The 12,953-nt window shown below is 62.7% G+C and carries 14 protein-coding genes; 6 read left to right on the top strand and 8 right to left on the bottom strand.

Annotation, left to right across the window (positions count from 1 at the left end):
- Both BraRD5C2_RS12740 and BraRD5C2_RS12735 read left to right on the top strand, forming a co-directional pair.
- Positions 1-409 (top strand): cupin domain-containing protein (locus BraRD5C2_RS12740; RefSeq protein WP_223968798.1); only part of this gene is annotated, 409 nt, incomplete at its 5' end.
- A gap of 596 nt (positions 410-1,005) precedes the next feature.
- On the top strand, positions 1,006-1,194 hold the full coding sequence (locus tag BraRD5C2_RS12735) for a hypothetical protein (protein ID WP_223968796.1): 189 nt from the start codon (positions 1,006-1,008) through the stop codon (positions 1,192-1,194).
- A 305-nt stretch (positions 1,195-1,499) separates the two neighbouring features.
- On the opposite strand, the gene BraRD5C2_RS12730 is transcribed toward BraRD5C2_RS12735, so the two are convergent.
- The 3 genes from BraRD5C2_RS12730 to BraRD5C2_RS12720 all read right to left on the bottom strand — a co-directional run bounded on the left by BraRD5C2_RS12730 (position 1,500) and on the right by BraRD5C2_RS12720 (position 3,470).
- Positions 1,500-1,712, bottom strand: coding sequence for a hypothetical protein (locus BraRD5C2_RS12730; protein WP_223968794.1), 213 nt, complete (start codon positions 1,710-1,712; stop codon positions 1,500-1,502).
- Positions 1,713-2,202: 490 nt separating this feature from the next.
- Complete coding sequence (locus BraRD5C2_RS12725; RefSeq protein ID WP_223968792.1) at positions 2,203-3,000, bottom strand: hypothetical protein; 798 nt, start codon at positions 2,998-3,000, stop codon at positions 2,203-2,205.
- 251 nt (positions 3,001-3,251) lie between these two features.
- Positions 3,252-3,470: a hypothetical protein gene (locus BraRD5C2_RS12720; RefSeq protein ID WP_223968790.1), complete on the bottom strand. Its 219-nt coding sequence runs from the start codon at positions 3,468-3,470 to the stop codon at positions 3,252-3,254.
- Between the two features lie 324 nt (positions 3,471-3,794).
- Here BraRD5C2_RS12720 and BraRD5C2_RS12715 point away from each other — a divergent pair, with 324 nt between their 5' ends.
- Complete coding sequence (locus BraRD5C2_RS12715; RefSeq protein ID WP_223968788.1) at positions 3,795-4,010, top strand: hypothetical protein; 216 nt, start codon at positions 3,795-3,797, stop codon at positions 4,008-4,010.
- A gap of 57 nt (positions 4,011-4,067) precedes the next feature.
- Here BraRD5C2_RS12715 and BraRD5C2_RS12710 read toward each other — a convergent pair whose 3' ends face one another.
- A complete protein-coding gene (locus tag BraRD5C2_RS12710; protein WP_223968786.1) occupies positions 4,068-4,277 on the bottom strand; it encodes a hypothetical protein in 210 nt (69 codons plus the stop codon).
- Between the two features lie 114 nt (positions 4,278-4,391).
- Positions 4,392-5,639: a DNA polymerase IV gene (gene dinB, locus BraRD5C2_RS12705; RefSeq protein WP_223968784.1), complete on the bottom strand. Its 1,248-nt coding sequence runs from the start codon at positions 5,637-5,639 to the stop codon at positions 4,392-4,394.
- On the opposite strand from dinB, the gene BraRD5C2_RS12700 reads away from it, so the two are divergent.
- The 3 genes from BraRD5C2_RS12700 (at position 5,613) to BraRD5C2_RS12690 (ending at position 10,168) form a co-directional block, all read left to right on the top strand.
- The gene (locus BraRD5C2_RS12700) at positions 5,613-6,254 is read left to right on the top strand and encodes a hypothetical protein (protein ID WP_223968782.1); all 642 of its coding nucleotides are present in this window, start codon (positions 5,613-5,615) and stop codon (positions 6,252-6,254) included. The genes dinB and BraRD5C2_RS12700 overlap by 27 nt on opposite strands.
- A gap of 234 nt (positions 6,255-6,488) precedes the next feature.
- The gene (locus BraRD5C2_RS12695) at positions 6,489-7,625 is read left to right on the top strand and encodes a hypothetical protein (protein ID WP_223968780.1); all 1,137 of its coding nucleotides are present in this window, start codon (positions 6,489-6,491) and stop codon (positions 7,623-7,625) included.
- A 401-nt stretch (positions 7,626-8,026) separates the two neighbouring features.
- Positions 8,027-10,168, top strand: a complete 2,142-nt coding sequence (locus tag BraRD5C2_RS12690; RefSeq protein WP_223968779.1) for a fused MFS/spermidine synthase — start codon at positions 8,027-8,029, stop codon at positions 10,166-10,168.
- A 30-nt stretch (positions 10,169-10,198) separates the two neighbouring features.
- On the opposite strand, the gene BraRD5C2_RS12685 is transcribed toward BraRD5C2_RS12690, so the two are convergent.
- The 3 genes from BraRD5C2_RS12685 to BraRD5C2_RS12675 all read right to left on the bottom strand — a co-directional run bounded on the left by BraRD5C2_RS12685 (position 10,199) and on the right by BraRD5C2_RS12675 (position 12,934).
- A complete protein-coding gene (locus tag BraRD5C2_RS12685; RefSeq protein WP_223968777.1) occupies positions 10,199-10,747 on the bottom strand; it encodes a tetratricopeptide repeat protein in 549 nt (182 codons plus the stop codon).
- A gap of 114 nt (positions 10,748-10,861) precedes the next feature.
- Entirely contained in the window at positions 10,862-11,263 is a 402-nt protein-coding gene (locus BraRD5C2_RS12680) for a hypothetical protein (RefSeq protein WP_223968775.1), read from the bottom strand.
- Between the two features lie 12 nt (positions 11,264-11,275).
- The gene (locus BraRD5C2_RS12675; RefSeq protein WP_223968773.1) at positions 11,276-12,934 is read right to left on the bottom strand and encodes a type II and III secretion system protein family protein; all 1,659 of its coding nucleotides are present in this window, start codon (positions 12,932-12,934) and stop codon (positions 11,276-11,278) included.
- Between the last annotated feature and the right edge of the window lie 19 nt (positions 12,935-12,953).

The raw sequence follows: 12,953 nt of genomic DNA, 5'->3' as shown, positions 1-12,953 counted from the left end.
GGACGCCAACGGGCTGAAGCGGCTGGTCGCGAAATTGAAAGTGGCGGCGCCCGGGGTGACCGAGAACCACATCAAGGTGCATCGCCCCTGGGGCTCGTATCAGTCGGTCGACAATGGCGACCGCCACCAGGTCAAGCGCATCATCGTCAAGCCGGGCGGGCGGCTGTCGCTGCAGAAGCACCATCACCGCTCCGAGCACTGGATCGTGGTGCGCGGCACCGCCCAGGTCACCGTCAACGAGCTGGTCAAGACGGTGCACGAGAACGAGTCGATCTACATCCCGATCGGCGCGGTGCACCGGCTGGAGAATCCCGGCAAGATTCAGCTCGAGCTGATCGAGGTGCAGACCGGCAGCTATTTCGGCGAGGACGACATCATCCGCATCGAGGACGACTACCGGCGCAGCTGAGGCGAGCCGGTTGCAGTGCCGGCTCGCCACCGGCCTGTCCGCATCCGAGTGCAGCACGCCGCGTGATCTCATGATCTGCACCATGCGCCCGATTAACCAAGATCAGCGAGTGGCAACGCAATTGCTCGAGTTGATCGTGAGTCAGGGTGGCTCCGCGACGGCGTTGCGCACATTTCACGCTCGACGGAATACCTCGGAATTTCCAGCCCACTCTCTGCAAAGAAGGGTAACTAATCTACATCCGCTTCATTGCAGCGGGAGCAAATTGTTCATTGCACGCCTTCGATCGCTCGCAAGATGCGGACCAAGGCATCTATTTTTATTGCGGGAGGCCTTATGGTGCTGGATGGGTCGCGCCTCGCGCGAGACCGGTGACGATGCGAGTACGCATCGCGAGACGCTGATCCGCGCCGTTCCGTGCAGAGAAGCTATTCGGTGCGCATCGTCACCTTCCAGCCAGGAATGGTTGCGCAAAGCCACGACCGAAATCATTGAAGCGGCGCAGAGACAGCGGCGAGATTTTCCTGGCTCTCTGCAATTTTGTTGGGAATGGCCGGGGGCTGTCTGCCCATTGCCGGTCTCGCATGGAGACGAAGATGACCGACGAGCAGTTGATGCGCCTGAAAGTCTACGGGAACAATGTCCAGCGCTATCGTCGCTTGCTCAAGGGCAACCTAACCGAACAAGAGAGGGAGTTCGTCGAGCGGCGCCTCACCGAAGAACAATTGGCGATCCAGAGTCTGAGGACGAATGGCCTAGCACATAGTACGTCGAAGGTAATGTGAACGGGTTACCTCCTCCGCAAGATGATGACATCACGCGGATTTTGACCGCAATGTCGGGCGGCAGCATGTGAATGAAGAACAAGCGTCTCGAGAAGTTGCTAGCTTGTTCCAGAGGCTCACCAGGCAATGGCGGTCCTTAACGCTCGGCAATCATAGTCGGATTCCGCTATGGCCTAGCTTGTTCCACGAAGGTGTCGCCCAGCCTCGTTCCCCGAGGTCTCATTCTGTTCATATACCTTACTAGGTAACACAGGCGTCATTTGTTCGCGGTCTGTTTCGCCGACACGTCGCGACGAGGCGGTCGATCACCGCCAAACCCGAGCATTGCCCGCAGACGCCGGTAGAGCGTCGGTCAGCGCCTGCTTGATGTGTTCGGCCTGCTCTTTCGTCAGCTTCTCGGCAAAGCGGCCACCTCTTTCGAGCTGCGCCGGCCCCTTGAGTTCTCGATCATAGACCATCCAGTCGGTGCTTCCCTTCCGAACCAGGAATCTGGACTGTACATGTGCGGTGAAGTTCAACCATGCCTCCCAATTGGTCAGTCCGCCGGTCTCAAAAATACACAGCCGGGGACGGTTTATTCCTAACTGGGACACTGAAATTCCCAGCATTGCCCAGACTGCAAGGCCTATGCCGATACACCCCAATTTCCGCGAACCACGCCGCGGCCTCAAATATGGTAAAGACCTCGAGGTAGTCGACCTTCCGAAGTCGCGCCTTGCATGACGTCGAGCCAGACAGTTCTCACAGCTCGGCCATCCGCGCTGCGGGTTCCGCTCGATGTCACCAGCTATTGCCGCGAGGTTGGCCCGTGCGGCCCTGTAACTCATTCCAGGATGAGAGCGATCGCGGCGATCGGCCGAGGCCGGCGTTATGGCGAACCTCTGGCGAAGATCCTGTTTCTAGGGCGAAGATCCTGTTTCTAGGGCACTGATTAAGATTGGGTTCAAGGCCGCAGCCAAAGCGACCGCGGCCTCCTCGCACGGCTTGTCGTGATGGCGGTCTCGCAGATTAGCGCACTGACCACGGCCATGCCGACGGTTGCGGCTTGTTGGCTTGCGGGCGCGCCGGCTTGTGCGCCTGGATGACATTGGTCGGCCGCCGCGGGCGCGGCAAGGGTACGTCGGAGGCTATCTTTGGCTGCTCTTGTGGGGTTACCTTTGGTTGCTCTGACGTCTGCTCAGGGGCTTCAGCCTCCACCTTTGGTGGTGAGGCGTTAGCGATCAGACGGGCCAATTGCTCCTGGCTTGCGTTGAGCCGCTCGGTGACCGTCTTGCTTTCTTGCGCCATCTGACTTTGGACAGCCTTGATCTCGTCGATGACATTGTTGTTGCGTGCTATTTCTGCCTGGCCCGCCGCGATTTGCTTTGCCACGCCATCATTGTCGCGAACCAGTTGGTCTTGCCTCAACTGCAGCTTTTCGACCGCTTGCCTTAGGGCTGCGAGATCGCGCGCCATCGGTCCGAGCTGCTGTGCCAGGTCGGGAGAAGGTGCGACGGAGGTCGGCGCAATGTCTTTCGGTGGGACTTGTGTCAACGGTGTAGGGTTCGAGGAAGGTACGACCGCTGTACCAGCGGAGGACCACCACCAAGCACCGCCACCAACGGATGCCAGCAGTACAAGACCAACGGCGGCCGGGTAGCGCCAATCTCCCAATCGTGGAATCGCTTCTAGCAGCGCGCGAGGCACTTTCATGCTGGTCGGTGGGCTCGAAGGGCTGACTCCCGCTTCGCGCGCGAGGTTCGAAAGCTGCTCGTCCAAGCTCGCGAGCCGCCCTTCCCCAGCCTTGTTGTCCAGCGTGGAGTCCATTTTGGCGCTCCGTATCAATACAAATCTGATCCGACCGAAACCAGAACCAGGGGCAATAGCTATCCCACCTGAGCGGTCATTGAAGTACGCAAATGGGAAAGCGGGTAGCGTACTTCAGCTCAGGCAAGGAGGGAAGCGGCTCGGCGCGCTTGAGCTCACTTGGACAGCAAGGGCATTGGTCCGAGTAACCCAATGGAACGACATAAGCCTGGTGCCGTATTTCTACCGCAAAGCGTGCGCGAGCCGGTTCTTTATCCCGTCCGGACGAACGTCCACTCCGGGACTTCAAACGGTAGCCCGCGGGCAGATGGATAATAGGCATACCCGCCGAGGAGATCGTTGAGCGCCGCCACTGCCGAGTGATACGATCCCAAATTCTCCTCCTCGAAGAAGAAGTGAAACCGTCCGTTCGATGGCACGATGCGAAACGTGCCACCCTTGGAGCGGAATTCCCAATAGCCTCGCGTCATTGTCGCCACCAGACGCGCGGCCGACCGGTCCTTACGGCCTCGACCGTGTGAACCATCAACCTAACGACATCGCCAGGATGGCGGGTCTGGAACGTCATATGAAGCGCGCCTCCGAATCGGGTCGATTCTACGGCGGCGGGGCATTGTCAGCCAAAGCGTTGACCGACTTATCCATCGACTTTCGGAGCGGACGTCCACAGCGCCGAACGATTATTCGACGGTAAAAACGCGGAGTATCGCGAGGGCAATCGGCAATTTCGATGAAGCCTTCGTCATCCCCGTCCTTCGAGCTGTGCAGCGTCACGTCGCAAGCCGTGCGACGTGATGGAATCCTATCAAAAGCTGTTTGAGGAGATCAGGTCGCTTTGGGCGAACGGTAAGATTTCCTCCATCCAGATTCTTCGAGGCGACCAGACGAAGGGTGCCGCCGAGAATATCGGATCCGTCAATGCCGAGCTCAGCAGAAGAAGCCGGGAACTGACGCCATCCGGATACGAAGCCCTGACCAGCATTACCGGGGAAGGCATGGGTTCATCGTAGCGGTTCAACGAAGCTCTGCGCGAGCCGTCGGTGACGCTTGGGCGCAATCTGGCCCTTCTAGCTCAGCATCGAGATGATCGATTGCAGCTGACCGGAAGCCGCCGTCACGAGCCCGTCGAACGACGTCTGGCCGTGCGCCGCGGCCCGCAGGATGGATTCGGCAACTGCCGCCTTGAGGCCGAACACCGATTGGTCGGCCGGCACGCTTGCCATCACCGTGTCGAGCGCATCGCGCATCGTCTGGATCAGTTCGGAGCTGAATTTCATGACTATCCTCCGCGTGCTCAGGATAGACCGGGCGCGCCCGGCCACCACTCACAAGCCCGCGATTCCAGATTGCGTTTTCTTAATGCAATGACAAACCGGTGAACCTGCGAAGAGCTAGAGATCCTTCTCGGCCAGCTTGCGGAAGTCGTCGGGCACCGAACGAACGACCTCCAGCGCTGCCGAGCCGTATCCGATCGCATCCCAGCCGAAACGATCGCGGACCTTGTCGATGGCACAGTCTGCGGCCCAGCGCGCCATCCCGATCGGACTTCCAGGGCGAAGCGCCTGATCGGCCAATCCGAGCGGCAGCTCGAGCGCAAGATCCCAATGCTCCTCGAGATGCGACACGGAGATGGCCAGCAGCGAGATGATCTTTTCGCCCGGGTGGTCGGCAAGCGTGGCGCGCACCAGCTTCTCGGCGAGCCTGGCGAGGATCACTGTGGTGCACACCGGCGCATCGAGCGTTATCGAGCGCGTCACCGATTTCAGGTCGGCGAAGCGAACGCGCACCGTCACGGTTCGTCCGGGCCGGGATTTCGCCCGAAGCCGCGTCGCGACGCGATCGGCGAGATGAAGCAGCGTCGGCCGAATGACCTGCTCGATCGCGGGCTTTCGGCCAAGCGCCGATTGTGCTCCCGCCGATCGCGCGCGCCGATGCGGCGTGAGCTGGCGCGGATCGCGATTCCAGGCCAGCGCCGCGAGCTTCTCGCCTGCCACCGGACCGAGCAACCGCGTCAGCGACCGCTCCGGCAATCCGGCGAGTTGACCGATCGTCGAGATGCCGATCGCGTCCAGCCGCGTCCTGGTGACCGGCCCTACTCCCCACATCAGTTCAACCGGCAGTTCGTGCAGGAATCCGAGCTCGGCGTCGGGATTGACGACGACGAGCCCATCGGGCTTTGCGACCTGCGAGGCGATCTTCGCCAGATGCTTGGTGCGCGCGACGCCCACCGAGATCGCAAGGCCGAGCTCCGTGCGCACGCGCCGCCGGATCGCCGCGGCTATTTCGGCGGGCGCTCCGAACAGATGCGTGCAGCCGGCAACGTCGGCAAACGCCTCGTCGATCGAAATGCGCTCGACCAGCGGCGTGAAGTCGCCGATCACTTTGATGGCTGCGTCACCCAGCCGTTGGTAGTCGCTGAAGTGGCCGCCGACGAAAATCAGTTGCGGGCAGAGCCGGCGAGCTTCCCGTCCCGACATGCCGCCGTAGACCCCAAAGGCCTTGGCCTCATAGGACGCGGCGAGCACCACCCCGCCGCCGACGGCGATCGGCTTGCCTCGCAGCGACGGCTCGAGCAGCTGCTCGACCGACGCGTAGAACGCATCCAGGTCCGCGTGAAGGATGGTGGCTGCGGCTGCCATCTCAAGGCGTTCATCCCCGACCTGACCAAGATTGCTCGTGCCTGGACGCTACAGCAGTCAAAAGAACAAAACAAGAACATATTCAACTTCGGTCGACCAGGGACGGCCGCGGGCACTGGCGGTCTGCCGGCGAACGTTGGGCGCGCGCTGTTGTGCCAGGCATCCAAGCGGGTTGGCGGCTGCTGTCGAAGGAATCACCGCGAAGCAGTGGGCAGGTCGCTCGACATCCACGGGCATTCTCTGCCGAAGACGAACATCACGACGCGCGGCCGTCGCGTCCTGCTGCGCCGGCTCGCTCATGAGCCGGCGTTGTTTGACGAACAGGCTTTTTCGGGTAGACATCAAGGAATGACCGACCACTCTCATCAGGTGGACTTCCAGGCTGCGGCCTCGCTTTACAAATGGCCTTCTCTCGGCAATTCCAGGCGAGAGGATCGTGCGCCCTATATGATCGTCAACGGAACGCTCGACCAATGCATCCGGGACTTCATGGGCAAGCCCGAGAAGACCCGGCATCTCTACGAGATCCGCACCACGTCGCAGCCTCCCCTCGTGCCGGATGTGCTGTCGCCCGAGCACGTGATCGAGCTCTCCAGGCTTCGCGAGTTTCTCTGAGGCACTTCGGCGGACGTGATCCTGACACGTCTCGTTCGCAGGCAGACTTATCCATCTGTCGTGCGCCGGAAGGCGCATTGTTTGCCTCTGAGGGAGCCGCTACACTCGCATCACTCACTGACTCGTCCGCGCCGGCATGATTGATCCGCTTCCGCCTCTTCTGCGGTTCGCACATCACTCGCACGAGAGCGGAGCGGCTGCACGACCGGTTGCCGAGGCATCGAGAGGCGCCACATGAGGTTCAATCTGGCGATCTTGAGCGTGCTGGCCGCAAGACCCGAGCAACGGATCCCGCTCGAAGAGGTCAGCCGCGAAGTCAAGCGCATGATCGCGGCGGGCGATGCAGCCACCAAGTTGAAGCGATCGTCGGAGCTTGGCGACGCCGACGTGTTCCAATCCGGTTGGGCTTCGATCAACGAGGCCGGGCTGCAGATCACGGACTCCGGCCTCGCGCTATGGCGCGAGCTCGAAGCGTCCCGCGTCGAGCAGGAGCTCGGCGAGCAGGAGCTCAGCGAACCACGAGCGGAGCGCGTGGCGATCGTCGCGGCCGACCCGCGCGATGCGATCAGCGAAGCTGTCGTCGAACAGCCCGACGCGATTGATCCGCAAATCCTTCGCGTGATGGAAGAAGGCCTTGCCGATCGCACGATCTTGGGCGCAAGCCGCGCAACGGCAGCACCCGACCCGCCCCCGCGCGCGCCGATCATCCCGGAGCCGGCATTCGGCTCCATTCACGAGACGGACCAAAACGCTTCTCGGCTCTCGTGCCTTGTCAAACGCCTCGGCGCCACCATGCCGCGACTTGCCCGGGCGCGGCGGGGGCGCTCCGAGGGCGAGGTGCCGGACCGGAAAACGGCGAGTGGCGTCGGAATGACGGGGCTGGCCGTTGCATGCCTCAGCCTGATCTCAGTCGTTGCGTGCGTTGCGGCAGCGATTGCACTCGGCCGGATCTCGTCGCTGAAGTCGGACAACGCCGCGCTGCGGCGGGAGCTGGTCCCGCTGCGGGACCGTCTTGCACGGCTCGAGCAGGACGCCGCGAAGCGCGAGGCCGCCCAACGGGACGAAGCGCAGGACAAGCTTGAGGCGGACAAGAAGGCCGCTGACGCCGGCAGCGAACAGGCTGCACTCAACCTCTCGCGAGAAGAGATTCAGATCATAAGGGAATACATCAAGGCCGCCCCTTCGGCCGGCGCAGATGCAACGATGATCAATGTCGGCGATCCCATCACCGGCGGAATGATCCCGTTGCCATCACCGCTGACGCAGAAGGTTCCGCGCCTTGTCGGTGCGAGGTTTGCGACCCGTAACGGCGCGATCATCATCAGCATACGAAGCAGCCGCCGCGTTGATGCCGTGCTGATGCCGAACTAAATCGGCGCAAGCGGCCTTCATTGCACCGCGCGCGCGGCCCAGCACGCAGTCAGCGCCGCAGCGGGTCCGAGCGGTGTCTCCCAGGGATCGCGCCCGGCCGCCGGTTCACGGGAAGCGAGCAGGAGACGGCGCGATCGAGCCGCGACGGCAATAGCCAGCCGTTTCCAGAATCCGCTCGTTGATGTTATCCTCGGCCGTTTTCAAGCGTACCATTGCACAGCTTTCTCGGTTTCAGTTGTCGGCAATTTTGCACCGCGTGCCGCGAGCAATTTCAGAACGCCATGCATTTTGATGACCAGGTCAATCTTCGGGCCATATCAGCACCAGTCTTGCGGTTCGCGCCCGCGATATATCCAGCGGCGCTCTTCCTTTCGGCGCTCTTGCTGTTCGCGATCGAACCGATGTTTGCAAAGATGGTGCTGCCGCGGCTCGGCGGTGCCGCAGCCATCTGGTCCGTCGCGATGGTCTTCTTCCAGTCGGCGTTGTTGCTGGGTTATGCTTACGCCCACCTGCTCAGCCGTACATTGTCGCCCGGACCATCGGCCCTCGTTCATCTCGGCTTTCTGGCAATCGCCGCCGCCACGCTGCCGGTCGGCATCGCTCATGGCTTCGAGGCTGCGCCGCCGCAAGGGCTCGAGCTCTGGCTGCTGACATTGTTCGCCGCATCGATCGGCCTGCCGTTCATCGCGCTCGCCGCGACCGCCCCCCTGTTGCAAAACTGGTTCGCGGTGAGCGGTCATCCGCAGGCTGCCAATCCCTACCTGCTGTATGCGGCATCCAATCTGGGTTCGTTCACAGGGCTCCTCACTTATCCTTTCGTTATCGAGCCGCTGTTTGCGTTGCGCACCCAGATTGGGATGTGGTCGCTCGGCTATTTCCTTCTGACCGGGCTGATCGTGGCTGCGGCGGTCATCGTCGCCGGCGCCGGCAAGCCCACGATCAACCAGGCAAGCGCGGGCACGGCGAGCGCTCCGACGATCGCCGAACGCACGATGTGGACGCTACTCGCTGCGATTCCGGCCGGTCTCGTGGTCGCCGTCACGGCGGCGATCTCGGTCGACCTCGCGGCAGCACCATTCCTCTGGGTCTTGCCGCTGTCACTCTATCTTCTGACCTTCGTGGCGATCTTCCGCGAGCGTGCCTGGGTCGCGCACGGGCTTGTCTTGAAGCTGGTGCCGTTCGCTGCGGTAGCCCTTGTCGCCACCGCGTCGATGGTGGTTCGGCAGTATATTGGCGTCCTGCTCGCGATCCATCTCGCGAGCTTTCTGGTGATCGCGCTCGCTTGTCATGGCGAGCTCTATCGCCAACGTCCGCAGCCGGCACGTCTGACGGAATTCTACCTCTGGACCTCATTCGGCGGCATGATTGGCGGACTGTTCGCCGCGTTGGTCGCACCGCACATCTTCAACGGCGTCGCCGAGTATCCCATTCTGGTGCTGGCTGCGCTACTGGTCATGCCCGGTGCGTTTGACGGCGGGCCGGGCCGGTTCTTGCGACAAAGTAGCCCCGGTCTGGCATTGGGCGCGCTGACCTTCGGCGTGATATTACTGCGCATTCGCGCTCCAGCCAACGCCACGATGCCGATCGAGATCACGCTCATCGTCCTGGCCGGCATCATGGTGCTGGTGCGCCGACAGCTGGCCTGGTTCTTCGGCCTTGCGGTGCTTGCCTTCGTGATCACCAAGCTCGATCCCCTGTTCACGCCCATCGAGCAAGTCCGCAGCTTCTTCGGCGTGCATCGCGTGGTCGAGGATCGCAGCGGGCAATTTCGCATCCTGATGCATGGAACGACCGCGCACGGCGCCGAGCGCGTGCGCAATGCCGATGGGACGCCGGTCAGTGGCCGACCGGAACCGACGACATACTATTACGTCGGCGGGCCGATCAGCGACGCGATTGCAGCAGCCCGCAAAGCGCAAGGACGACTGGCGCGCGTGGCCGCGGTTGGGCTCGGCACCGGCAGCCTTGCATGCCATCGCCAGGACGGCGAGGCGTGGACCTTCTTCGAACTCGATCCGCATGTGGTCCGGATCGCACGCGACCCGGCTCTGTTCCGCTTCCTCTCGGAATGTGGACCGGATATCCGCATTGTACTCGGCGACGCACGGCTGACCCTGACGACATCTGCAGAGCGTTACGACCTGATCATGCTCGACGCGTTCTCCTCTGACGCCATTCCCGTGCACCTGCTGACGCGCGAGGCGTTTGCCGGATATCTGGCGCACCTCACCGCCCACGGCGTCATCGTTCTGCACATCTCGAACCGGCACATGGCGCTGCGCGCACCGACGGCCGCCGTTGGCACTGCCGAAGGTCTCGCTGTTTTTGCCAAAGCGCAGCTTCCGCCGAACATGACCGACGACGACATGCGCACCGCATCGGACGTGGTTGCATTTGCCCGGGATGAACGGGATCTCGGCGACCTGCCCAAGCAGGGATGGACGCGCGTCGATCCCGGCTCGCGGGCTGCATGGACCGATGATTACGCCGATATTCTCAGCGCAGTGCTCGACGCGAAGCTTGGCCGCTGGCTCGGGCGTTGAGAACGACCTTTGCCCCGTGAGGCAATCATCCTACGGCTGATTGTTCGGCGGCCGCTCGATGAACTTCCGGCTGCCGTTGAGAAGCTCGAGATTGTTGGCGATGACCGGATTGCCCGGATCGAGCGAATATGCCTTCTCGAACTTGCGCCGCGCGCCGCTCAGATTGCCGCGCAGCATCAGGGAATAGCCTTGATCGTTCAGGATCTGGACGGTCTCGCCGCCGATCCGGATCGCTTGGGCATAGGCTTGATCGGCAAGATCAAAGCGACGCAGCTTGTCATAGCTCGCCGCGAGCCCGACCCAGGCGGTCACGTCCTTCGGCGCCTTCTCGACCGCGTCCTTGAAATAGCGCTGGGAGATTCCGTAGTTGCCGCGGTTGTATTGCTCCAGGCCCATCCGCACCGGCTCATCGGAGGGATAATATTTGACGTCGGTCGGCTCCTGCACGGGGTCGCCGCCCGGCGGATCCACGGGTGCAACGATCGCGGCCTCTCGCGTCGTGTAGTCGCAGGCCGCGAGGCCCGCAGCCAGCCAGCAGCAGGCGAGCGCCGGAATGAGACGCCGTAATCCTCGTCCCATGTTCCAGCTCCAGCGACTTCCCTGCGTCATTCGAAAACCCATCGTGAAACTACCTAACAAAAAACCGACGGCGCGATCCGACACTGTCAGCGCCAGAACCCAATCTTCAGCTCGTTACCTGCCCCCGCCTCCTACCCCGACGGCGACCGAGCCTCCGGTCCCTGCCCCCAATCCCGTTGTGTTGACATTCTGAATGGTGGTGACGGGCGGTGCCTGGCCCATCGCCCTCGTGGGATCGCCCATGTCGGGAAGCTGATCCAGCGGGCGTTGTTGATTTCCATAGCGCGTTATCGCACCACTCGTCCGCCGCGCGTCGTACGCGATCCTGCGATCGCCGACATTTGCCGGCCACGGATGGATCGTGTGGGTGACGGCGTTGACCTCTTTGGCATTGCCGGCACTCATCGTGATAGTGTCGGAACGCTGGACGTAACGGTCCATCTCGTCGTGCCCGTAGACGCCGTAGCAGCCGCCGAGCAGCAAGGGGGCGAGCAGAGCCAGATATTTGACAGTCATCTCTCGCCTCCTCTAGTTCAGGGTTTTCACGACCGGCTGGTTTGCAGCGGCAGCCGGTAGCGGAACGGGCGCGACGGCGTTCGGCGCGATGATGTGGCCATAAGGTCCCTTCACCTCGCCGCCGGAATTGACGTAGTCATCGTAACGCTTGCGAACTTCCATCTGGCCATTGAGGAAGAAATCGACGTCGTTGGCCGGCAGGCGGGAATCGAGCGGCGATGCCAGTTGCTGGCCGGGCGCCGCCGGCGCCACCAGGCGCGGCGTCACGATGATCACGAGATCGGTTTCTTCCTGCTGATAGGATTTGCTGCTGAACAAGCTTCCAATCACCGGCACCGAGCCGATCCACGGCAGTTGCGACACGTCCTGCCGGTTGCGGGTCTGCAAGAGACCGGCGATGGCAAAGCTCTGGCCGTCGCGCAGCTCGACCGTGGTGCGCGCGTCGCGCCGGGTCAGCGACGGAACGGTGGTGCCTTGGATCGTCACCGCATTGGCGAAATCGAGCTCGCTGACCGAGGGCTCGACGCGGAGGTTGATCACGCCGCGCGAGAGCACGGTTGGCACAAAGGCCAGCTCGACGCCGAACTTCTTGTAGTCGATCGACACGGTCGGAAAGCCGGCCGCCGACTGCGTCGGGATCGGCACCGGAAATTCGCCGCCGGCCAAGAAGCGCGCGGCGTCGCCGGAAAGCGTGGTCAGGTTCGGCTCCGCCAGCCGGCGTGCCAGTCCCTTTGTTTCCAGTGCCGTAATCAGAAGGTCGACCGAACTGCCGTTGCCAGTCCGCAAGATGCTCGTCAGCAGGCTTCCGAACGGGGGCGGGGCTACGCCGCCGGCGGAACCTATGAGCGTGCCTGCCGTAGCAAGCACGGGAAGGCTGCCTGTGGGCGGAGAACCAACAGCACTTCCACCGGCGCCCAACGGGCCGGTGCTGGTATTGATACCACCAATGGGAGTCCGGCCCGCGGCCCCGACTCCGCCCTGCCCCGAAATGCCAACATTGGTCCCATTGGCGTTGGCCGCCATAAGGTTCACGCCGAGATCGCGCCCCGCCTGCCGGGAGACCTCGAGGAAGCGCACCTCGAGCATCACCTGCTGCGGCGCCGCAACGCTCATCGCGTTGACGACGATGCCGTCCTTCGGAACGCTGCCCTGGGCAATCGTCATCGCACGCTCCGCGGTGACCGCATCGGGAGCCAATCCGCTCAGCACAACCTGGCCTTCCGACGCGGACACGCGAATGCCGCGCGCACCCGTGCCGGTCTGGATATTCTGTTGCAGATTGCCGATATCGAGCGTCACGTCGACATCGAGAATGCCGATCTGCTTCATCGAGCTGTCGAACAGGATGACGTTGGTGGTGCCGGTCTTCTTGCCCTGGACGTAGATCAGGTGGTCGCTCAGCGACTTCACGTCGGCAATATCGGGCGAGCCGGCGACGATCGACGAGAACGCCGTCTCGACCCTGAAGGTGCGTGACTTGTTGAGCGTTACCCTGACGCGCTGGACGTCGCTCATCTCGCTGACGAAGACGCCGCCGGACGACGGAGCCCGCCGGTCCGCGGCCGCTGCAGGATCGGTGGAATGAAACAGGGCAACCGCAGCGCCAAGCGCCATCGCGCTCAAGGCCAAGAGCCCAAGTCCCGCATCATTCGAAACGCGACTTCCCATCATGCCAATCCCCCTCGCCGTG

It is taken from the genome of Bradyrhizobium sp. RD5-C2, from assembly GCF_019972155.1.
Lineage (GTDB): Bacteria > Pseudomonadota > Alphaproteobacteria > Rhizobiales > Xanthobacteraceae > Bradyrhizobium.
This window is presented reverse-complemented; position numbering and strand designations above follow the sequence as displayed.